This is a genomic window from Rummeliibacillus sp. NPDC094406 (assembly GCF_044763875.1).
Classification (GTDB): Bacteria; Bacillota; Bacilli; order Bacillales_A; family Planococcaceae; genus Rummeliibacillus.
The window spans coordinates 196280-218711 of record NZ_JBIWGZ010000002.1; the positions used below are offsets into that span (position 1 = coordinate 196280).

Below are 22432 nucleotides of genomic sequence, written 5' to 3' on the forward strand. Positions count from 1 at the left end.
GTTTAGCCCAGAGAAACCGTGGAGGGCTCGAATCGAAATCATCCTTTCAGATATCAACCTAGAGTGCGTTTTTAGGAAGATACTTTAGAAAGCCAAGTCGTGTGACTGATGATTTTTTGCGATTAGTAATCGCAGGAAAAATAGTTTTCTAGTTCAAGTCTTATGAACAGAGAAGGGCTAGCGATTATAACAAAAATAAAAAAAGGGATGTCTAATAAGTGTAGAAAACCACTTATTAGACATCCTTTTTCTTTATATGTTTATGAACAGCTTCCTGGTTGTGAGTTACGAACTTTCGAACCTGTTTCGCCACGTAATACGTCGCCACCTGTAGATTCAACAATTTCATCTGTCACATTATTAGCAATTGCATTAGAAACAAGTTGTAATAAGTCATTAACATCGACTTGTGATTGCTTGAATTCTTCAACAATAGGTATTGCATCGATTTCTTCTTCGATTTTTGCAATTTTTTCTTCAATTAAATTCAAGGCTTTTTCTTTACCATAATATTGGAAGTTTACAGCTTGTTTTTGTAAGCTTTTTAAGCTTGCAATTTTTTCACGGACAAATTGATTTTCATTAATCTGTGCTTCAGCACGTTTAAAGAAATCGACTTCCTCTGTATTAGCAATCATGTGTGCGATTTCACGTGCTTTTGCGATAATATCGTCTTTAGTAAATAATTCTGTCATCCTGCATTCACCTCTTGACTCGATACCACTTCGATCAATTCACCTTGTAATGACCACGTTTTTGCTTCTGTCACTTTTACTTTTACAAGTTTTCCAATGACTTCTTTTGGTGCTACGAAGTTAACGAGTTTATTTTTTCTTGTATAACCAGCCAACACATTTGGATTTCTTTTACTTTCGCCTTCTACTAATACTTCGACAATTTGACCATCGTATTTCTTTAAAGCCTCGCCACAATATTCGTTTACAACCTCATTTAAACGTTGTAGTCGATCTTTTTTCACTTCTAATGGTACATTATCTTTCATTTTCGCTGCAGGTGTACCTTCGCGGGGAGAATAAACATAAGTATACGCCATTTCAAAACCTACTTCTTTATATAGGGAAATCGTTTCCTCAAATTGTTCTTCTGTTTCATTTGGGAATCCTACAATAATATCTGTAGTAAGTGCTACATCTGGTATAGCTGTACGAATTTTACGTACTAATTCTAAATAGCTTTCACGTGTATACTTACGTGCCATAATCTTCAACATATCACTAGAACCTGATTGTACTGGTAAGTGAATATGTTCTACTAGATTTCCTTTTTTCGCAAGTACTTCAATTAGATGATCATCAAAATCTCTAGGATGACTGGTCGTGAATCGAATACGAGGAATATCTATTTTACGTAATTCGTCCATTAAATCTCCTAATCGATAGTTTCGGTCATCAAAGTCTTTACCGTATGCATTGACGTTTTGACCAAGTAACGTGACCTCTTTATAGCCCTGTGCTGCTAAACTACGAACTTCTTGGATAATATCCTCTGGTAAACGGCTACGTTCTTTCCCACGTGTATATGGAACAATACAGTACGTGCAGAACTTATCACAACCATACATAATATTAACCCATGCTTTTGTATTTCCTTTTCGTACTTTAGGAAGGTTTTCAATGACATCGCCTTCCTTAGACCATACTTCAACAACCATTTCTTTTGATAGATATGCTTCATTTAAAACTTCTGGTAAACGATGAATATTATGTGTACCAAAAATCATATCTACTTGATCATACGTTTTTAATATTTTCTTTACAACTGCTTCTTCTTGTGACATACAGCCACAAACACCAATTAGTAAATCTGGATTTTTTTGTTTTAAGGGTTTTAAGTGACCAAGTTCACCAAATACGCGATTTTCTGCATTTTCACGAATAGCACATGTATTCATTAAAATTACATTAGCTTCCTCAACATCTTCTGTTGGCTCATATCCTAATTGGATGAAAATACCAGACATAACTTCTGTATCATGTTCGTTCATTTGGCAACCATATGTGCGTATTAAAAATTTGCGACCTGTTCCCATACCCATGAATTCTTCATCAATCTTAAAGTCATTGTGGTATTGTACGTCTTCTTTCCCACGTTTCTTCGCGTCTTTTAAAGATGGCGCTTTATAGTCAGATTGAAAATATTTGCTATAGTCTTTTTCTGTTTTTACAGTGGTAGATTTAGTAGTTTTTACTTGCTGACTAGCAAGTCGTTGTTCTTCATTCATCGGTATTCTCCTTTCGTTCGAGTACCCATTTACCTATTATACTGAATGATAGTCTATTCCTACAAGATATGAGTTTGAAATGTCTTTTATTAGACATAATAATTGATTTTATATTAGTGGAAAATGATAGTTAAAAAAATCGCCCATTCGTTTGGAATGAGCGATTTTACCTTTATAAAAAGTAAATTTAAAAGAACTTGAAATTATATAAACTCTTTCATCAGTTCATTTAATTCTTCTTCTTTGATCATTATGTCTGCTTTGTTAAGTGGTTCTTCATTGTAGCCAATAATTTTTTCTTGATATGAAGGTTCATCATCGTTTTGATAGATAATACCTGTTACTAGACCTTCATGTTCCATTACAGTTTTCATCGCTTCAGCACGATTAGTTGAATCGTACCCTTCTATACTTGATAGTTTTGTAATGTGTTCTTTGAACCAATCATATGTGTTAACTTTGTTATATGTCACACATGGGCTAAATACATTGATAAATGAAAAACCTTTATGTTTCATACCTGCTTCAATAATCGCTGTTAATTCTTTTAAGTCTGTTGAGAAACTTTGAGCAACAAAAGTAGCACCTGAAGATAGAGCGACTTCTAACGGTTTTAATGATGGTTCAATTGCGCCACCTGGTGTTGATTTTGTAACAAAACCAGCAGCAGAGCGTGGTGAAGTTTGACCTTTTGTTAAACCATAGATTTGGTTATCCATGACAACATAAGTGATATCAATATTACGACGGATTGAGTGGATTGTATGGCCCATACCTATTGCAAAACCATCTCCGTCACCACCTGTAGCGATGACATTTAAATCACGATTAGCCATTTTTAAACCTTGAGCAATTGGTAATGCACGTCCATGAATACCATGTAAGCCATATGAGTTAATATAACCTGATAAACGACCTGAACAACCAATACCTGAAACTACCGCAAGTTCATGTGGTTCGATTTCAAGGTTTGCTGCAGCACGTTGAATGGCAGCTTGCACTGAAAAGTCACCACATCCTGGGCACCAGTTAGGTTTTACAGTGTTACGAAAATCCTTAAATGTTACCATCTGTTAGCAACTCCTTTACACGGTCAAGTAATTCCATTGGTAAGAATGGTGTACCGTCATATTTTGTTAAGTTTACAATTTTATCATGGTAACCCATGTTTAATTTCATAATATTAGCTAATTGACCTGTCGCATTATTTTCGACAACAATCACTTTTTTCGCATGATCGATTAATGACTTCATTTCTTCAACTGGGAATGGGTGAATTAAACGAATATGCGCATGGTTTGTTTTAACGCCTTCTGCATCTAACATTGGACGGATTTCTTCTAATGCACCTTTTGTTGAACCAAAACCTACAAGCAATACATCGGCTTCTTCGTTAGGTGCATCCGTAAATACTGGTGTATCAAAATGTACATGTTGTAATTTACGGAAACGTTTGTCCATTTGAGTCTTACGGTTGCCTGCTGCTTCAGAAGGTTTTCCTTCTTCGTTATGTTCAACACCAGTTACATGGTGAATACCGTATTTTTGACCTGGGACCACTCGTGTAGAAATACCATCTTCTGTTACTGCATAACGTTTAAAGTATTGTTTATCTTCGATTTCTGGAAGTTCATCCATATTTAATTTACCACGGTTAATTGTAATCTTAGAGTAGTCAAATGGTTCAACAGTTTGTTTACCAAGTGATAATTGTAAATCTGACAGTACGATAACTGGTAATTGTAACTCATCTGCAATATTGAATGCTTGAATCATATCGTAGAATGCTTCTTCACCAGTTGATGGCGCAATGACTACTTTTGGAATTTCTCCATGAGTTCCGTAAAGCATAGCCATTAAATCTGATTGTTCTTGTTTTGTTGGAAGACCTGTAGATGGGCCACCACGTTGTGTATCAACGACAACAAAAGGTGTTTCTGTCATACCTGCAAGACCAAGTGCCTCCATCATAAGTGAAAGACCAGGACCTGCTGATGCTGTGAATGCACGTGCGCCACCGTAGCTTGCACCAATAGCCATTGTAGCAGCTGCAATTTCATCTTCTGTTTGAATAACAGTACCACCAAATTTAGGTAATTTTTTAATTAAGTATTCCATAATTTCTGATGCTGGTGTAATTGGGTACGCACTCATTATACGAGAACCTGCTGCAAGTGCGCCAAGTGCCATAGCTTCGTTACCAATCATGAATAAACGATGTTTGCCATCTCCAGGTTCAAGTTCGAATTTACCAACTTGATCTTTTAGCAATTCATCCATCATTTCATGACCTTTAGCGATTGCTTCCATATTCTTTTGTACAACAGCTTCACCTTTACGGCCGAAGATTTCATTGACAACACTTTGGAATACTTCATCATTAAGGTTCATAAGTGCAGCAGTTGCACCAATTGCAACCATGTTTTTCATAAGTGACGTACCAAGTTCAGTAGCAATTTCTGTAAATGGAACTACATATAATTCAGCTTGGCAATCTTCTGGTTTTTCAGGTTTAAATTTAGCATCCGCTAAAATTACTCCTTCAGTTGTTAATTCTTTATAGTTAACCTCGATTGTTTCTTGGTCAAATGCAACCAATATATCTAGATCATCTGGAATCGTATGTACAGTTGACGTACGTACGTTAATTTTATTATTCGTGTGGCCACCTTTAATACGGGAAGAGAAGTGGCGATATCCATATAAATGGTAGCCTAAGCGGTTCATCGCAGTTGAGAAAATTTCTCCGGTACTTTCAATACCTTCCCCCTGTTGCCCACCGACTTTCCATGAAAGCTGATGTAACATTTATCAACATCTCCTTAATATATATTAACGTCTAAGCTTTTTATACTTCATAATTTTATCATGAACATGCGTATGAAACTATTGTTATTAGACGATTTCACTGAAAATCAGACCTTTGACGGAAAAGATAATTCATAAAATTGTAGTGGTAAGCGTTCATTTAATGTTTATTTTCATTCAAAAACATAAAAAAATACCGGATATGTCCGGTATTTTTTTATCTATCTAGTTGTACACGCCAGCCACTCGATGGTATATATGCTATGAACCCTATAGTCGTCGCTATCTTCCACACATCGTGGCGTTCTTAGGCTATCTTTCTTACTTAAAGCTGAACGTGCGTCCTTCGCTTTTATATCTTATCCAGCTGCGGGCGCTAGCTTTTATTCTTATCTTCCTCGCTTTTCAACGAGTAATTTTAAAGCTGTTCGATCTTCACCAGCTATTAGTATATCTGTAAACGCTGGTGAACAAGTTAAATCTGTACCACTCGGCGCTACAAAACCTCTCGCAATCGCGATCGCTTTTACAGCTTGATTGAGTGCACCTGCCCCTACTGCTTGCATCTCTGCATATCCTTGCTCTCTAATCACTGCCACTAATGCACCTGCTACAGAATTTGGGTTGGAGCGAGACGATACTTTCAATGAATCCACAACTATTCCTCCCTTAGTTTGAAAAATCAGGGACATTTTGATTGTCCATGGAACATTGTATGCACGATATGCAAGAGATAGACTAAATTAAGGTACGAAAGGATAATCTGCATTTATATAAATTCTTTCAAAGTTTTTCGCTTTACCTGATTTGTCATCTAGCTCTACAAAAAAGCCACTAAATACTTCTCTACCTTGTTTTGGAACTTCAAAACGAGCTGGCATATTTGTTTTAAAACGATAAAGTACGCTTTCTTTTTTCATTCCAAGTACTTCATCATACGGACCAGTCATGCCTACATCTGATATAAATGCCGTACCTCCTGGGAAGATACGTGCATCTGCTGTTTGTACGTGTGTATGTGTCCCAACAACAGCCGATGCTTTGCCATCTAAATGCCATCCCAAAGCAATTTTTTCACTAGTCGTTTCTGCATGAAAATCTACAAACACAAGAGGAGATACTTTTTGTGCTTCTGCAACTAGTTCTGTTGCCTTTGCAAATGGATCACCATGTGGCGGTAAGAAGGTACGACCATGTAAATTTATTACAGAAATCGTTTGTCCCCCTTTTGTAACGGCAACCATTCCTTTGCCTGGTGCTTCATCTGAAAAGTTTGCTGGACGAATTAAGTATTCTGCATCATCGATAAAGTCAAAGATTTCTTTTTGATCCCATGTATGGTTTCCCATTGTAATCACATCAACACCCATCATGAGTAAATCTTGATAAATACGTTTTGTAATACCTCTACCAGCAGCTGCATTTTCTCCATTCGCAATGACGATATCAACATTATATTTTCTTTTTAATCGTGGTAAATAAGATTCAACTGCATCTAACCCTATGTCTCCTACGATATCTCCGATAAATAATACTTTCATTTTCTACACCCATTCCCATTAAAAAAGGCTTCTCAACCGAAGTTCTAAGAAGCCTTTTGTCAATTAAATTATTAAGAGGATTACTCCCTATATAATACATTTTAATAGATAAAAACTATTTTGCATATTCAACAGCACGAGTTTCACGAATTACGGTTACTTTAATATGTCCTGGATAATCAAGTTCATCCTCAATTTGTTTACGAATATCACGCGCTAAACGATGTGAAGCTAAATCATCAATTTGATCCGGACGTACAATTATACGAATTTCGCGACCTGCTTGAATTGCAAATGATTTTTCTACGCCTTCATATGACTCAGAAATTTCTTCCAGTTTTTCAAGACGGCGAATATAATTTTCTAAAGTTTCACTACGTGCACCTGGTCTTGCTGCAGATAAAGCATCAGCAGCTGCCACTAATACTGCAATTACAGATGTTGGTTCTGTATCGCCATGATGCGATGCAATACTGTTAATTACGACAGGATGCTCATTGTATTTAGTTGCTAGTTCTACACCAATCTCAACATGGCTTCCTTCTACTTCATGGTCAATTGCTTTACCGATATCATGAAGTAAGCCTGCTCGTTTTGCTAAAATAACGTCTTCTCCCAGCTCAGATGCAAGTAAGCCTGCCAAATGAGCTACCTCTACAGAGTGCTTTAAGACATTTTGACCGTAGCTAGTACGATATTTCATACGACCAAGAATTTTCATTAAATCTGGATGTAAATTATGAATTCCTACTTCAAATGTTGTTTGCTCACCCGTTTCACGAATTTGCTCATCCACTTCACGACGTGATTTTTCTACCATTTCTTCAATACGAGCTGGGTGAATACGGCCATCTTGCACTAGCTTTTCTAGTGCTAGACGAGCAGTTTCACGACGAATTGGATCAAAGCCAGATAAGATCACTGCTTCTGGAGTATCGTCGATAATTAAATCGATACCCGTTAATGTTTCAAGTGTTCGGATGTTGCGACCTTCACGTCCAATAATACGGCCTTTCATCTCATCGTTTGGTAAGTTAACGACAGATACAGTCGTTTCTGCAACGTGGTCTGCTGCAAAGCGTTGAATGGCAAGTGATAAAATTTCTCGTGCCTTTTTGTCAGCATCCTCTTTAGCACGTGTTTCAGCTTCTTTGGTCATAACTGCAATATCAGTTGATAATTCGTTTTCTACTTGTTTTAAGATGATTGCTTTTGCTTCTTCGCGGGTTAATGCTGAAATGCGTTCAATTTCGGATTGTTGTTTGGCAACAAGTTCTTCCACTTTGCTTTCCATCTGTACAATATGCTGTTGTCTCTCAGATAGAGCCTCTTCTTTACGCTCTAATCCTGATTCTCTCTTATTCAGAGCGTCATCCTTGCGATCAAGATTTTCTTCTCTTTGCAATAACCGGTTCTCTTGTTTCATAAGCTCAGACCGGCGTTCACGGATGTCATTTTCCGCTTCAGTTCGAAGTTTGTGAGTTTCATCTTTTGCTTCAAGTAGTGCTTCTTTCTTAAGAGCTTCCGCTTCTCTTTTACCTTCTTCAATAATAAGTTCTGCAGAATTCTTTGCACCTGTCACTTTTGAATCGTTCACTTTTTTCATGACGAAATAGATAACAACGGCACCGACGATGAGTCCAAGCACAGTGGAGATGATGATTTCCATCATTCGAACACCTCCTCTTGCTGTTTTCATATTCTGTTTCAGTCGGCTTTATATTGATTATTCAATATAGTGCCAAAATTTCATTTCAATTTAGAAATAATACAAGTTAATTGTATAGTTGATAAATAGACCTGTCAAGGATTCACAGTTTTTGGATATATATAATAGACCCCTTCAAAATTCCTTGAAGGGGCCTTTAGAACGAAACTATTCTTCTTCAAATAGTGTTGGATTTTCTTCACTTTCTTCTGGTACATCGTACTCATCTGCAGCAATGCCTGAAGCAACACGAATTTTTTGAGCAATTTCATCACTAATTTCAGGGTTTTCTTTTAGGAATTGTTTTGCATTTTCACGTCCTTGACCTAGGCGTTCATCTTCATAGGCATACCAAGAACCACTTTTTTGAACAATATCTTTTTCAACACCGATATCGATAATTTCTCCTTCTTTTGAAATCCCTTCACCATACATGATATCAACTTCTGCTGTTTTAAACGGCGGTGCTACTTTGTTTTTCACAACTTTGATTTTAGTACGGTTACCGACCATATCATTACCTTGTTTAATCGTTTCTGCTCGGCGTACTTCTAAACGGACTGATGAATAGAATTTAAGTGCACGTCCACCTGGTGTTGTTTCAGGATTACCGAACATAACGCCAATTTTTTCACGAATTTGGTTGATGAAGATTGCAATAGTATTAGACTTATTAATAATACCAGATAATTTACGTAATGCCTGTGACATTAAGCGTGCTTGAAGACCAACATGTGAGTCGCCCATTTCGCCTTCGATTTCAGCTTTTGGTACAAGAGCTGCTACAGAGTCTATAACAATAATATCAATTGCGCCACTTCGTACAAGTGCTTCTGCAATTTCTAAAGCTTGTTCACCAGTATCTGGTTGAGAAAGTAACAATTCGTCGATATTAACGCCAAGTTTAGAAGCATAGACAGGATCGAGAGCATGTTCAGCATCAATAAATGCTGCTTGACCTCCATTTGCTTGTACCTCTGCGATAGAATGTAGTGCTACAGTAGTTTTACCAGAACTTTCTGGTCCATATATTTCAATGACACGACCTCTAGGGTAACCACCAACTCCAAGTGCTGTATCAAGTGCTAAAGAGCCGCTTGAAGATGTAGAAATTTTGCGGTCTGCCTGTTCTCCTAATTTCATAACAGACCCTTTACCAAATTGCTTTTCAATTTGTTTAAGAGCCATATCTAATGCCGCTTTACGTTCGTCCAATCTAGTTCCTCCTTTAAAATGGTTCTCTTTTATTTCTGTCTCTACTATACTTCTTTTCTGAGAAAAACACAAGAAAAAAGCGAACGTTTATTCGTAAATATTATAAATAATATTAAATACCGATAGATTAATAGAATATGAAATCTATATTTTTGCTGCTTTTTTTAATCAAAATTAAATTTTATGTGTTCCAAAATTATATTTTAGAATACCCTTTTTCCGATAAAAGTTGGATTAAATAGTGAAAAGCAAATTTCACTGCACGAAGACGATTTGTATTACGCATGCCTGATAATTGTAAACGATACGTATAGGGTTTATCATCACCAATTGCAATGCCAATCCATACTGTACCAGCAGGCTTGTCACCATGCGCTTCTGGTCCAGCTGCCCCCGTTAATCCAACACCAATATCAGAATTAAATTTATTCTTAACAAGACGTGACATTGCTCCAGCACATTCAGCACTCACTACACCAAATTGTTCTAATATGTCGTTAGGCATACCTAGTTGCTCTTTTTTTACTTGTTCAGTGTAAGTTACCATACCACCAAGTAAAGATTGACTAATACCAGGGTTTGATGCCAGCTCCGATTGGAAAAGACCAGCTGTTAAGCTTTCTGCTACAGCAATCGTTAGATTATTAGTAATTAGCATTTCTGCTACTTTACTAGATAATGAATCATCGTCAACACCATACAAATACTCACCAACACGGGAGATAATTGCTTCTTTTGTTTGATTGATCAATATCCATGCTTGTTCATCATTTTCAGCGTTTGCTGTAATCCGTAATGTCACTTCACCATCTGAGGCGAGTGGTGCAATTGTTGGGTTTGATTGATGTTCTAGTAAATCTTGTATACGTACTTCAAGCTCTGCTTCTCCAATGCCATAAAACCGAAGCACATGTGAAACGATCTTAGTGCCTTCATGAAGACGAGCCGCGAGTTTTGGTTTTGCTTCAAATTGGAACATTGGCTCAATTTCTTTTGGCGGCCCAGGTAGTAGTATATAAATACGGTTATTATAATCGAAAATCATACCAGGAGCCATACCATGCTTATTCACTAACACATCACAATCTTTTAATATAAGTGCTTGTTTACGATTATTTTCAGTCATGTTACGATTTTGTTTTGCAAAAAATTCTTCAATTGACTTCATTGCAAACTCATCATATACAAGCTCTGTTTGTAAATATTTAGCGATTGTTTCTTTTGTTAAATCATCTTTTGTTGGTCCTAAACCCCCAGAAAAAATAATGAGATTTGCACGTGATTCTGCAATTTTAATTGCTTCTTCTAAACGACCTACGTTATCCCCAACAACTGTATGATAGTAAACATTTATACCAAGCTCCGATAATTGATTGGAAATAAAACGCGCATTGGTATTCGTGATTTGTCCTAGTAATAATTCAGATCCTACCGCAATAATTTCAGCATTCATCAATGTTATCCCCCTTATAATTAGAAAAAAAGACTCATTCATTTGAATAAATCAAATGCCACAAATGTGGTTGCCAAACGAAAATATTGTTTTTCGTCATGCAAAATGAGCCTAAAATATATAACATTATATTACTTTGATTCTAATAAAATCTTACGGTTTAACCAGAAGTAGTCTATTCCAGACCAAACTGTGAAGAATAATGCGATATAAAGCATGATTGTCCCAAATGGAATACCCCACATTTCAAAGAAAATGTTATGAAGTAATAATGAGGCAATCGCCACAATTTGTGTCCATGTTTTGATTTTGCCTAGTTGATTAGCAGCTACAACCTCGCCTTGTTCTGCACAAATTAATCGTAAGCCAGTTACTGCAAACTCACGGCTAATGATTATGATGACAACCCAAGCCGGTGCAGCTTCCATTGCTACTAATAAGATAAATGCAGATGATACAAGTAATTTATCTGCTAATGGGTCTAAAAATTTACCTAAATTTGTTACTAAGTTATATTTACGTGCATAGTGACCATCAATCCAGTCTGTCACAGATGCAATAATAAAAATCAAAGCACCAATAAAATGTTCAATTGGTAATGTTACACCCAATATGGACAAATCTCCCCATCCAAAATCTAATACCATCATAATAACGAAAATAGGAATTAGACAAATTCGAGAAACTGTGATTTTATTAGGAATATTCATTTGTTTCACCTTTCTTACCAAAGGAAAAAGTCATCTATATAAGATGACTACTTTACTTCCTCGAATTTAATAACGATATTTTGAGTATAACGTTCTGCAGGAGTTGCTGCAAATTTAATCTTCTCATCATTTACATATACACTACCATTTGCAGATGCTCCAAGTCTAACGCGAACACTTTTCTTACCAGTCGCATCTAGATCAAGTTCATCACCATTATTATACATTTGATCTGGCTTGTATATTTTTGATTCACTGGAAATTTCAGTGCCATTTTCATCTTGAATACCAACCCATGTACTACCTAAAACTTTAACTTTTATTTTAAAGTCTTTAGCGCCTGTTAATGTATACGTAGTAGTTACACTATCATTTTCTAATGTACCTTTAGAGATTTTTTGTTTTGATTTTTCTGTTGTATCTTTTGTTACTTGAACTTGTTTTGCTTTTGAATCAGCTACAGATTTCCCTTGTACTAATTTATCTTTATTACTATTTGTCTGAACGTTAGTTGATTCAACTTTGACGTCTTGTTGTTTTGGTTCATCCGCAACATCATTACTTGAATTATGTTGATTTAAAAACCAAATTGCTGCAATAATAATGATGATAAATAAGGCAACAATTACTTTAGGCATCCAATCGGAACTTCCTTTAGTCGCCTTTTTTGTAAGACTACGACGTTGATTAGGTTGTTGGATGTTCGCCGTTGCTGTAACATTTTCTACTGTTTTATTGGAAGGGATTTCTCCTTTGAAGGTTTCTAATAACTCATTAGAATCTAAACCTACTGCTTCCGCATACTGCTTTATAAATGCACGTACATAGAATGATCCAGGCATAACACTGTAATTGCCTTCTTCAATTGCAGAAAGATAACGTTTTTGAATTTTTGTAATTTCCTGTAAATCATCCAGACTATAACCTTTTGACATTCTCGCTTCCTTTAAACGAGCTCCTAGTTCCGTCAATTGTAAACACCTTCCTGTTAAAAATTAAATCCTCCAAAACCGCCGAAACCACCCGAATCTTGTAAAAAGCTATTATGACGCTCTAGCACTTCGTATGTAATTTCTTCATCTGGATGATGTCTTAATTCGATAATATAATCAAAGTCTTCAATTGTATATTCAGAATGTTGCACGAACATATCAGGATGTTCAATCACGATAATCGTTGGTAATTGCATAATCTCACGAACTAATTGTTGATGACGCTCATCAGAAGAACGTCTAGTAACGACTCCATCTAAGATGAACACATTATTACTGTTAAATTCATCACCAAGTAGCCGATTGCGTATAGTTTGTTTAATCATTGTAGAGGATAGAAATAACCATCGCTTGTTCGCACAAACACTAGCAGCAACGATTGACTCCGTTTTTCCTACTCGAGGCATACCACGTATTCCTATTAATTTACGACCTTCTTTTTTAAAAATTTCAGCCATAAAATCTACAAGTATTCCTAGTTCATCACGAACAAAGCGAAATGTTTTTTTCTCATCTGCTTCTCGTTGGATATAACGACCATGTCGAATAGCTAAACGATCTCGAGTAGTAGGTTGTCGAAATTTCGTGACTTTTATCATTTCCATTGTCGAAACAATATTTCTAAATCGTTCAATTTGTTCTTCTTTTTCAGCACGTAAAAGCATACCTCTTCGCACTTGATCGACACCATTAATCGTTACTATATTGACCCTAAGCATACCTAATAATGATGCAATATCACCTAATAATCCGGGGCGATTGATTTGTATTTCATATTCAAAATACCATTCTTTCACATACAACGATCCCTTCTATTATAAGACGCTTAAAACATTTCTATGTTCCATGATAGCTGATTTTTCTACATATGAAAAGAAAAAAAGGAAGGGGTTGTCTTAAAAGTGTAAAAAAACACTTTTAAGGCACCCCCAAGTACATTTTAAGTACTACAATAGCAGATTTCCCATGAGGTTACTCGTTGCAAAAGAGTTGTCCAAAAGAAGTTTTGAACAATTTACACTACTGTAGATTCTTATTTTGCACTAGTTTAATAACACAATTCGCTAATGCTTCTTTTTCGTTTTCTGAAGCAACGCCCCACAAATCAGAAAGTACTCTTTGTTGTTCATTCTTAGGGTCGATATTAGTTGCTAAATACTCTCCGATTTGTACCGCCGCTTCTTGAATCACTTTATTGGACATTCCAGCTTGTTCAGCCTTTGAAACATTTTGGCCTAAAAAGGATGTCCAATTTTGCCAATTTTCAATGATAGGCATATAATCCCTCCCTTTCATATCAAGTATGTGTAAAGTTCAAAATTATATGTACCAACCACCATTAATTCGCAGAATTTGTCCTGTAATATAATCTGCCTTTCCAGATTGTAAAAACGCTACTAAATAAGCTACTTCCTCAGGCTTTCCTGCACGTTCTAACGGAATTTCGGATACCAGTGAAGACATTTCTTCATCATTTAAATGCCCATTCATTTTCGTATCAATTAAACCAGGCGCAACTGCATTGACACGAATACCATTGTAAGACGCTTCTTGGGCATAAGCTTTTACAAATGAATGAATTGCACCTTTAACAGTGGAATAAAGTGTTTCTCCAGCTCCACCAGCTTCACCCCAAATCGATCCAATCATTGTAATATAGCTTACTTCATGCTGACGTAATTTTGGAGAGAGTAAGCTAATTAACTGAATTGGCGTTTGTACATGTACTTTCCAGAGTGCATTCATATCTTCACTTGTTGTATCTTCTACAAGTTTATATAATGCTTGACCACTGGCAACAACAATTGCTTCTAGTGAAAACACTGATTGTACAATTGTCTTTGCTGCAAATTCATCTGTTAAATCTGCATGTATCGTCATGAATTCTTGTTCTGGATAGGCATCTATCAATTCTTTGGCCAAACTTTGTATCATATCTGATGAATGATTGTATTGCAAATACAAGGACCAACCATTATGTGCCAGTTCACGGCAAATGGCACTTCCGATTGAACCGGAAGCGCCTAATACTAAAGCAAATTTTTTCATTTCAAATCTTGACCTTCTGATGCGAGTACTGTTTTGTCACCGTCAGAGAGAGGTAAGATTTTAAAGACTGTTTGCTGAGATTCGCCTTGTAAAGATTTAAAAGCTTCTTGAACATCTGCTACAGTTAATTCTTCAATAGCGGAAACTGAGTCAAATAAATTCATATCATTAAATTTATAACGTGTGAATTGATTTGCAATAAATTCAATTGAGTTAAGAGCTCTTAAGTTAAAGCCGATTCTACGACGTTTTACTCGCTCTAACTCTTCTTCACCAAATGGCCATTGTTCTTCTACTTTTTTTAATTGGTCTTTGATTGCTTGAATTAATTTATCTGGCTGATAAGTGTCAGAACCAATCATTGCAAAGCCAAATCCGTGTTCTAAAGAAAAGTCATATGAGTAAGATTCATCAATTAATCCCTCTTCATAAACTTTAGTATAGAAATCAGAAGAGCGTCCAAATAAAACATCTAACGTTAAGCTGATTGCCAATTCATGTTTTAACATGTCACGCCCAGCTAAATTGATTTCTTTTGCTTTTAAACCTACAGAGACTTTCGATTTAATAACATCCATACGTAAAGTACGTTCAGGAATTGCTACTTCCATTTGCTCATTTACTTCAATACGTTTAATTGGAGTTGGTTTTGCAAATTCTTTTTTCGCTTGATTTTCGCGAATTACTTCCATCATTTTTTCTGGTTCTAAAGCTCCAATTGCAAATAAAAGCATGTTTGATGGATGATAGAACGTATGATAACACGTGTATAAATGATCTGCTGTAATTTTGTCAATAGACTCTATAGTACCTGCAATATCAATTTTTACAGGATGTTCTTTAAACATATTTTCAATCGTACCGAAGTATAAACGCCAATCGGGTTGATCATCATACATCGTAATTTCTTGACCAATAATCCCTTTTTCTTTATTGACCGTTTTTTCAGTGAAATATGGTTCCTGTACAAAGTTAAGTAAGGTTTCTGTACTTTCGTTAAGATGATTTGTTGCAGAAAATAGATACGCTGTTCTGGTAAAAGAAGTGAAAGCATTTGCAGATGCACCATACTCACTAAATTTTTGGAACACATCTCCATCTTCTTTTTCGAACATTTTATGTTCTAAAAAGTGGGCAATTCCATCAGGTACTGTAATCGCATCTTCTTCACCAATTGGTACAAAAGAACGGTCAACTGATCCATATTTCGTGGTAAACGTCACGAATGTTTTAGAAAATCCTTTTTTCGGCAAAATATAGACATCTAAGCCATTATCTAGCTTTTCATAATAAAGTGTTTCATCTAATTGATCAAAACGAATCGTTTCCATTATTTCACATCCTCCATTCCACTTAAGAAATAGACGGTTTCTTTGTGCAATTGTTTAGCCATATCTACAACGTCTTGTTTTGTCACGGATTGCCATTTCGCTTGCCATGCTTCTACATTGAAATCTTCGTCTAAATCTTTATATTGATCGTAAATTTCAATTTGGCCACGTGCGGAATCTAGCGCTTCTTTCAATTGGTTTTGGAGCATTGCCTTTGTTTGTGTCATTTCCAAATCCGTTATTTCACCATTTTGCATAGCAGTTAATTGTTCATCAATTAATTGCAATGCTTTCTTTTCATTTTCTGCATCGATTCCCGACATTACATATACTAAGCCATATTGTGCAGAGTAGGAGCTTGAGCAATAATAAGCCATACTTTCTTTTTCACGCACATTCATGAATAGTTTGGAATGCGCATAGCCACCAAATATGCCGTTAAAGATTTGCATTTTCGGGAAATCTGCATCTTTAAAGAAAACAGGTGTGGTAAAACCGATATGCAGTTTACCTTGCTTCATTTCTTGCGTTTCCTTAACGTAAGAATCAGTCGGCTGAATTTTAGGTAAAACGGTATGTTCAAATGATGATTTACGATTACCAAATGGTAATGCCTTTTTTAATTCTTCAATCATTTTTGTTTCATCTATATCTCCAACTACATAGATATCAATCGCATCTTCTGCTAGCATACGTTGATATGTATCAGTTAACGATTGGGGTGTGATGGCTTCAACAGCTGGAATTGTACCATTTGCAGAAGTAGATGCTGGATGATTCGGTGCTAAAAGTTTTGTTAAACGATTTTGTGCATAGCGTGATTTATCATCAAAAATCGATTGAATACGTTCTTTGACCATTTCCTTTTCGCGAGCAACAATGTTTTCTTTAAAAACACCATTCTCAAAATTCGGGTCAAAAACTACGGTATGCATTAATTCTAAAACTTTTTCTAAAACATCACCATGTTGCAAATATTGATCATTGACAGTTTCAACGTTTAGTAAAACGGTATGTTCATTTCCTTTTTTAGTTGTATCTAAATACAATACTGTACCGTATAAATCATCTAGATACATACGCATACTAGCAGTAGATGGGAATTTGGCATTACTGTGTTGCAAAACATTTGATAAAACAGTTCTTTCTGCAGCCTCCTCTACCTTTAAAGGTCTTCTTAATTTCAGCGAAAAATTCACTGTTTTAAATTGATCAGTTACTCTTGTATGAATATGAACGTCTTTTGCTACTTCTATAGATTTAAACATTCAAACCCCTCCTATCTACTTAATATAACAAACCATTACTCCAACTATACATGTCAATTGAATAAAATTGCAACTAATGTAAAAGCAGGTTAAGTATTAGACTTTTTTACCATCTTTCGGTCACGTACTCTACCTTCCCTTCAAGTATTGACAATAAAAGTTGTTAGTAAAAATAAAAGACTGAGCAAGAAGCCCAGTCTCGATTAATTAACGTTTGCCTTTCACATATGGTGTACCAGATGCTTTCGGTGCTCTCGCTTTTCCGATAAACCCAGCTAAAGCTAAAATTGTTAATACATAAGGTAAGATTAATAAAATTACTTGAGGTACGTCCTTAATCACTGGAATTGAAGCTCCAGCAATACTCAAAGATTGTGCAAAACCAAAGAATAATGCTGCACCCATAGCACCTAGTGGATGCCATTTCCCAAAGATCATAGCTGCAATAGCCATGAAACCTTGGCCACTGATTGTACCTTGACTGAAGTTCCCTGCGATTGCTTGTGCATAAATTGCACCACCGATACCACCAAGTGCACCAGAAATCATCACTGCGATATAACGCATTTTTGTTACATTTATACCCATTGTATCTGCAGCCATTGGATGTTCCCCTACTGCACGTAAACGTAAACCAAATGGTGTTTTATAAATAACAAACCAAGCAATGAATGCGACAACTATCGCCAAAATAGATGTTCCATAAACGTCAGTAAAGAACATTTTACCTAAAATAGGAATATCCTTTAATCCTGGAATATCAAAACGCGAGAAACGTTCTGCAATTGAATCCGTTTGACCTTTGTCATATAACATTTTCACTGAGAATACAGCAACTGCTAATCCTAACATGTTAAGTGCAACCCCTGCTACCGTTTGGTCAGCACGGAATGAAACGGCTGCAACTGCTAAAATTAGTGAGAATACAATACCTACAACCATTGCAACAAGTAAACCAACCCACGGTGTCCATCCACCAAGAGAATTTGCAAATGTTAAGTTGAAAACAACACTACTGAAGGCTCCAATAATCATTACACCTTCAAGACCGATGTTAATAACACCTGATCGTTCAGTGAATACACCGCCAATTGCAGTTACTATTAATGGTGCTGCGTAGAAGATAGCAGAAGGAATAATGAAATATAACACTTCTAAAAAGCTCATGTTATTTTTCCTCCTTTTTTTTCTTACTTAAACGTTCAAGTGCTACTCGAATAATATAACCTGATGCCACGAAGAAAATAATCAATGCAATAACAATTGATACGATTTCCACAGGGATTCCAGCTTCGTTTGGCATGTTTAGACCGCCATTTTTCAATGAACCAAAGAGTATAGCTCCTAGTAATACACCAAATGGTTGGTTCGCACCTAGTAAGGCAACAGCGATACCATCAAATCCGATACCAGTAAATGCTGTCATCTTAGAAATGTTTCCGAATGTACCTAGTGCTTCCATTGCTCCACCAAGACCTGCGAAGACACCAGATATAACCATAGCAAGAACGATATTTTTACTTACATTCATACCTGCATAATCTGATGCATGTTTGTTAAAACCAACAGCTTTTAGTTCAAAACCACGTGTTGTTTTCTCTAATATGAACCACATCGCAATTACAGCAATAATGGCAACGACAAATCCCCAATGTAATCTTGAATAATCTGTAATAGATTCAAAGAATGGTGATCTAAGTGAAGCTGAATCATGAATCTTTTCAGTCTTTTCTCCACCATTCGATAACGCTGAAATTGTTGCATTCGCTACATGAAGTGCAATATAGTTCATCATGATTGTAACAATAACCTCATGCACTTGTAATTTTGCTTTTAATAACCCTGGAATAAGCGCCCATAATCCACCTGCAACTGCTGCAGCTAATAAAGCTAATGGAAGATGAATTATTTTAGGAAGGTCAAATGCATAACCTACATAAGCTGCTGCTAACCACCCTACAATTAATTGTCCCTCTACACCGATGTTAAATAACCCAGTTCTGAATGCAAAGGCTACAGCTAAACCAGCAAATACATATGGTGTAATTTGGCGAATTGTTTCACCCATGTTATAACTATTACCAAATACCCCATTCCACAATGCGATATAACCATCTACTGGGCTAAATCCACTGACAAGCATCACTATTGCACCTACGATTAGGCCTAATAAGATTGAAATGATAGGAACAAGAATATTTGTCGTACGTTTAGACACTATTCGTCACCTACCTTTTTTTGATCATTGTGAAGTGATTGGCCAGCCATTAATAAACCAAGTTCTTGTTCTGTTGTTCCATGAGGTGCCACTGTATCAATAATAGAACCATCATGAATTACAGCAATCGTATCAGATACATTCATTACTTCATCCAATTCAAATGAGATAAGTAATACTGCTTTCCCTTTATCACGTTGTTCAATTAAACGTTTGTGGATAAATTCGATTGCACCTACGTCTAAACCACGTGTCGGTAATGCTGCAATAAGTAATTCTGGATCACGATCAATTTCACGACCAATAATTGCTTTTTGTTGGTTACCACCTGATAATGCACGTGCAGGCGTCATCTCGTTCGGTGTACGCACATCAAACTCTTCAATGATTTTCTTGGCGAAATTATTTACATTTTTATAATCAATAATGCCTCCTTTAGAAACCGGTTTTTGGTAGTACGTTTGTAAAACGATATTGTGTCCTATAGGGAAGTCTAATACAAGACCGTGTTTGTGACGGTCTTGAGGAATATGCCCTATCCCTGATTCTGTAATTTTACGAGGTTTTAGCCCTGTGATATTCTTACCTTTTAAAGTGACCGTACCATGCTTCACCTTGCGAAGACCAGTTATTGCCTCGATTAGTTCAGATTGACCATTCCCATCAATCCCAGCAATCCCAACAATTTCCCCAGCTCGAACGGTAAGATTTAAATTCTTAACTTTATCAACACCGCGATTATCGGCAATAGTTAAGTTTTCAATATTTAATACAATATCAGTTGGATGCGCTTCCGTTTTTTCAGTCTTGAAGACAACTTGTCGTCCGACCATCATTTCGGCAAGTTGATTTGGATTAGTTTCAGCTGTAATAACTGTTCCAATTCCTTGACCTTTACGGATAATTGTTACACGATCTGAAACTTCCATAATTTCTTTTAATTTATGCGTAATTAAAATTATAGATTTACCTTCTTTAATTAGGCGCTTCATAATCTGCATCAATTCTGTAATTTCTTGAGGTGTAAGTGACGCTGTTGGTTCATCGAAGATTAGAATTTCAGCGCCGCGATATAATGTTTTTAAAATTTCAACACGTTGTTGCATCCCGACTGAAATGTCTTCAATTTTAGCATTTGCGTCTACATTTAGACCGTATTTTTCAGATAGTGCTTGTACTTTTTTCGCTGCATCGCGAATGTTGATCAAACCCATTTTAGTAGGTTCGCTACCTAAAATGATATTTTCAGTCACCGTGAAATTTTCAACTAACATAAAATGTTGGTGAACCATCCCAATTCCAAGATCATTAGCTTTGTTAGGATCTGTAATTTTGACTTCCTTGCCATGAACTCGGATTGTTCCCGCCTCTGGTTGATACAAACCAAAAAGAACGTTCATCAACGTCGATTTCCCCGCACCATTTTCTCCTAATAGTGCATGAATCTCGCCTTTTTTTAGCTGAAGGGTGATGTTATCATTTGCTACGAAATCGCCAAATTGTTTGCGAATTCCAAGCATCTCTATCACATATTCCAATGTGTTCACTCCCTTGGACACTATAAATTTATGAGTGTAATTAATAAACTAACAAGGTTAAAAAATTAACACAAGAAAGCATTTAAAGAGGAATTATTTTCAGAATATTAATATCTGTAATTTTACAAAAATAGATAAAAATCAGATTGTATTATTTAAAAAAATTCTCTTAAAATCTTAAAATCTTCAAATACCTTCATCTATTAATTTTTTAATAGATAAAAATATCATAAAGACCACCAGAATATGCTGGTCTTTATGATAATAATGGTTAAATACTATTTTCCTGGTTTTTCAGGAACTTTAATTTCACCACTAATAATTTTCGCTTTGTATTCGTCAATTTTCTTTTGTGTGTCAGCAGTAATTGCACCATGAGAATCAGCTAAATCAACACCATTGTCTTTTAAACCAAAAGTAATCAATTTACCACCAGGGAATTTACCATCTTTTGTTTGTTTAGACACGTCTTCTGCTGCAATATCAACACGTTTTAATACTGAAGTTAAAGTAACGTTCGTTTTGTCATCTACTTTACCTTCATCATATTGGTCACGGTCAACACCGATTACCCATACGTCAGCTTTTGGATCTTTTTTCTTACGTTCTTTTGCTTCAGTGAATAATCCATTACCTGTACCGCCCGCTGCATGGAAGATAATGTCTGAGCCAGAATCATACATACGTTTAGCGATTGTTTGACCTTTTGCAGCATCGCCAAATGTACCTGCATATTGTACATCAACTTTAACTTTTGGATTTGCAGCTTTAGCACCTGCTACGTAGCCTGCTTCGAATCCACCGATAATATCACCTTCCATACCACCGATGAAACCAATTTTACCAGTTTTAGATTGTAAAGCTGCAGCAGCACCTGCTAAATAAGAAGCTTCGTTTGCACGGAACATAATTGAAGCAACATTGTCTTGTCCTTCAACTACTGAATCGATAATAGCGATCTTAGCATCTTTTTGTTGTTTAGCTACTTCAACTACTGAATCATGTAGATTAAAACCTACAGCGTATACTAAATCAAAGTTACGACGGATTAAACTGTTAAGATTGGTATTGTAATCACTTTCAGCAGCAGATTGTAGATAATCATAACCACCATTACCTTTTGACAAGCCATTATCTTTACCGAATTTTTCAATACCTTCCCAAGTTGATTGGTTGAATGACTTATCATCAATACCACCAATGTCGGTTACCATTCCTACTGAGAATGAGTTTTTGTCGTCGCCTTTTTTTGTTTCTGTTTCATTATTAGAACCACACGCTGCTAATAATGTACCAGATGCTAAAAGTGCAGAAAGTGCTAAACCTATTTTACGTTTTTTCACTTGAAATCCCCCCAAA

The 22432-nt window shown here is 36.0% G+C and carries 20 protein-coding genes; all 20 read right to left on the reverse strand.

All coding sequences use genetic code 11. The annotated features are described in order from the left end of the window. Positions 1-260: 260 nt before the first annotated feature. The gene (locus ACIQ4I_RS05795) at positions 261-695 is read right to left on the reverse strand and encodes a YlbF/YmcA family competence regulator (RefSeq protein ID WP_403093903.1); all 435 of its coding nucleotides are present in this window, start codon (positions 693-695) and stop codon (positions 261-263) included. Further along, entirely contained in the window at positions 692-2242 is a 1551-nt protein-coding gene (miaB, locus tag ACIQ4I_RS05800; RefSeq protein WP_403093905.1) for a tRNA (N6-isopentenyl adenosine(37)-C2)-methylthiotransferase MiaB, read from the reverse strand. The genes ACIQ4I_RS05795 and miaB overlap by 4 nt, the downstream gene beginning before the upstream one ends. Positions 2243-2445: 203 nt before the next feature. Next, positions 2446-3312 carry a 2-oxoacid:ferredoxin oxidoreductase subunit beta gene (locus ACIQ4I_RS05805; RefSeq protein WP_403093908.1) on the reverse strand — a complete coding sequence of 289 codons (867 nt, stop codon included), beginning with the start codon at positions 3310-3312 and terminating at the stop codon, positions 2446-2448. Then, the gene (locus ACIQ4I_RS05810; RefSeq protein WP_403093911.1) at positions 3299-5050 is read right to left on the reverse strand and encodes a 2-oxoacid:acceptor oxidoreductase subunit alpha; all 1752 of its coding nucleotides are present in this window, start codon (positions 5048-5050) and stop codon (positions 3299-3301) included. The genes ACIQ4I_RS05805 and ACIQ4I_RS05810 overlap by 14 nt, the downstream gene beginning before the upstream one ends. A 389-nt stretch (positions 5051-5439) precedes the next feature. Then, positions 5440-5706, reverse strand: coding sequence for a stage V sporulation protein S (locus ACIQ4I_RS05815; protein ID WP_102692595.1), 267 nt, complete (start codon positions 5704-5706; stop codon positions 5440-5442). Between the two features lie 87 nt (positions 5707-5793). Next, complete coding sequence (locus tag ACIQ4I_RS05820) at positions 5794-6591, reverse strand: TIGR00282 family metallophosphoesterase (protein ID WP_403093914.1); 798 nt, start codon at positions 6589-6591, stop codon at positions 5794-5796. 115 nt (positions 6592-6706) lie between these two features. Then, a complete protein-coding gene (gene rny, locus ACIQ4I_RS05825) occupies positions 6707-8260 on the reverse strand; it encodes a ribonuclease Y (protein WP_403095080.1) in 1554 nt (517 codons plus the stop codon). A gap of 207 nt (positions 8261-8467) precedes the next feature. Then, a complete protein-coding gene (recA, locus tag ACIQ4I_RS05830) occupies positions 8468-9514 on the reverse strand; it encodes a recombinase RecA (RefSeq protein ID WP_403093917.1) in 1047 nt (348 codons plus the stop codon). 196 nt (positions 9515-9710) lie between these two features. Then, on the reverse strand, positions 9711-10967 hold the full coding sequence (locus ACIQ4I_RS05835) for a competence/damage-inducible protein A (protein WP_403093919.1): 1257 nt from the start codon (positions 10965-10967) through the stop codon (positions 9711-9713). A gap of 131 nt (positions 10968-11098) precedes the next feature. Further along, positions 11099-11677 carry a CDP-diacylglycerol--glycerol-3-phosphate 3-phosphatidyltransferase gene (pgsA, locus tag ACIQ4I_RS05840; RefSeq protein ID WP_403093922.1) on the reverse strand — a complete coding sequence of 193 codons (579 nt, stop codon included), beginning with the start codon at positions 11675-11677 and terminating at the stop codon, positions 11099-11101. Positions 11678-11724: 47 nt separating this feature from the next. Next, positions 11725-12648, reverse strand: a complete 924-nt coding sequence (locus ACIQ4I_RS05845; protein ID WP_403093924.1) for a helix-turn-helix domain-containing protein — start codon at positions 12646-12648, stop codon at positions 11725-11727. Positions 12649-12665: 17 nt separating this feature from the next. Further along, positions 12666-13466: a DUF3388 domain-containing protein gene (locus ACIQ4I_RS05850; RefSeq protein WP_397537576.1), complete on the reverse strand. Its 801-nt coding sequence runs from the start codon at positions 13464-13466 to the stop codon at positions 12666-12668. A gap of 223 nt (positions 13467-13689) precedes the next feature. After that, entirely contained in the window at positions 13690-13947 is a 258-nt protein-coding gene (locus tag ACIQ4I_RS05855; RefSeq protein WP_403093927.1) for a DUF3243 domain-containing protein, read from the reverse strand. A 42-nt stretch (positions 13948-13989) separates the two neighbouring features. Continuing rightward, on the reverse strand, positions 13990-14718 hold the full coding sequence (gene ymfI, locus ACIQ4I_RS05860) for an elongation factor P 5-aminopentanone reductase (RefSeq protein WP_403093929.1): 729 nt from the start codon (positions 14716-14718) through the stop codon (positions 13990-13992). Continuing rightward, positions 14715-16049 carry an EF-P 5-aminopentanol modification-associated protein YfmH gene (gene yfmH / locus ACIQ4I_RS05865; protein ID WP_403093932.1) on the reverse strand — a complete coding sequence of 445 codons (1335 nt, stop codon included), beginning with the start codon at positions 16047-16049 and terminating at the stop codon, positions 14715-14717. Before yfmH ends, ymfI begins: the two co-directional genes overlap by 4 nt. After that, a complete protein-coding gene (gene yfmF / locus ACIQ4I_RS05870; RefSeq protein WP_403093934.1) occupies positions 16049-17317 on the reverse strand; it encodes an EF-P 5-aminopentanol modification-associated protein YfmF in 1269 nt (422 codons plus the stop codon). The genes yfmH and yfmF overlap by 1 nt, the downstream gene beginning before the upstream one ends. Before the next feature lie 207 nt (positions 17318-17524). Then, positions 17525-18484 (reverse strand): ABC transporter permease, encoded by a 960-nt coding sequence (locus ACIQ4I_RS05875; protein WP_403093936.1) that lies wholly within the window; start codon positions 18482-18484, stop codon positions 17525-17527. A gap of 1 nt (position 18485) precedes the next feature. Next, on the reverse strand, positions 18486-19535 hold the full coding sequence (locus ACIQ4I_RS05880; protein ID WP_403093938.1) for an ABC transporter permease: 1050 nt from the start codon (positions 19533-19535) through the stop codon (positions 18486-18488). Then, entirely contained in the window at positions 19535-21073 is a 1539-nt protein-coding gene (locus ACIQ4I_RS05885; protein WP_403093941.1) for an ABC transporter ATP-binding protein, read from the reverse strand. The genes ACIQ4I_RS05880 and ACIQ4I_RS05885 overlap by 1 nt, the downstream gene beginning before the upstream one ends. Positions 21074-21351: 278 nt before the next feature. Next, positions 21352-22416, reverse strand: coding sequence for a BMP family lipoprotein (locus tag ACIQ4I_RS05890; RefSeq protein ID WP_403093944.1), 1065 nt, complete (start codon positions 22414-22416; stop codon positions 21352-21354). Between the last annotated feature and the right edge of the window lie 16 nt (positions 22417-22432).

Excerpts from the sequence above, each read along its gene's own strand:
- ACIQ4I_RS05795 (WP_403093903.1), bottom strand. The coding sequence starts at position 695 with ATGACAGAATTATTTACTAAAGACGATATTATCGCAAAAGCACGTGAA.
- miaB (WP_403093905.1), bottom strand. The coding sequence starts at position 2,242 with ATGAATGAAGAACAACGACTTGCTAGTCAGCAAGTAAAAACTACTAAA.
- ACIQ4I_RS05805 (WP_403093908.1), bottom strand. The coding sequence starts at position 3,312 with ATGGTAACATTTAAGGATTTTCGTAACACTGTAAAACCTAACTGGTGC.
- ACIQ4I_RS05810 (WP_403093911.1), bottom strand. The coding sequence starts at position 5,050 with ATGTTACATCAGCTTTCATGGAAAGTCGGTGGGCAACAGGGGGAAGGT.
- ACIQ4I_RS05820 (WP_403093914.1), bottom strand. The coding sequence starts at position 6,591 with ATGAAAGTATTATTTATCGGAGATATCGTAGGAGACATAGGGTTAGAT.
- rny (WP_403095080.1), bottom strand. The coding sequence starts at position 8,260 with ATGGAAATCATCATCTCCACTGTGCTTGGACTCATCGTCGGTGCCGTT.
- ACIQ4I_RS05835 (WP_403093919.1), bottom strand. The coding sequence starts at position 10,967 with ATGAATGCTGAAATTATTGCGGTAGGATCTGAATTATTACTAGGACAA.
- pgsA (WP_403093922.1), bottom strand. The coding sequence starts at position 11,677 with ATGAATATTCCTAATAAAATCACAGTTTCTCGAATTTGTCTAATTCCT.
- ACIQ4I_RS05855 (WP_403093927.1), bottom strand. The coding sequence starts at position 13,947 with ATGCCTATCATTGAAAATTGGCAAAATTGGACATCCTTTTTAGGCCAA.
- ymfI (WP_403093929.1), bottom strand. The coding sequence starts at position 14,718 with ATGAAAAAATTTGCTTTAGTATTAGGCGCTTCCGGTTCAATCGGAAGT.
- yfmH (WP_403093932.1), bottom strand. The coding sequence starts at position 16,049 with ATGGAAACGATTCGTTTTGATCAATTAGATGAAACACTTTATTATGAA.
- yfmF (WP_403093934.1), bottom strand. The coding sequence starts at position 17,317 with ATGTTTAAATCTATAGAAGTAGCAAAAGACGTTCATATTCATACAAGA.
- ACIQ4I_RS05875 (WP_403093936.1), bottom strand. The coding sequence starts at position 18,484 with ATGAGCTTTTTAGAAGTGTTATATTTCATTATTCCTTCTGCTATCTTC.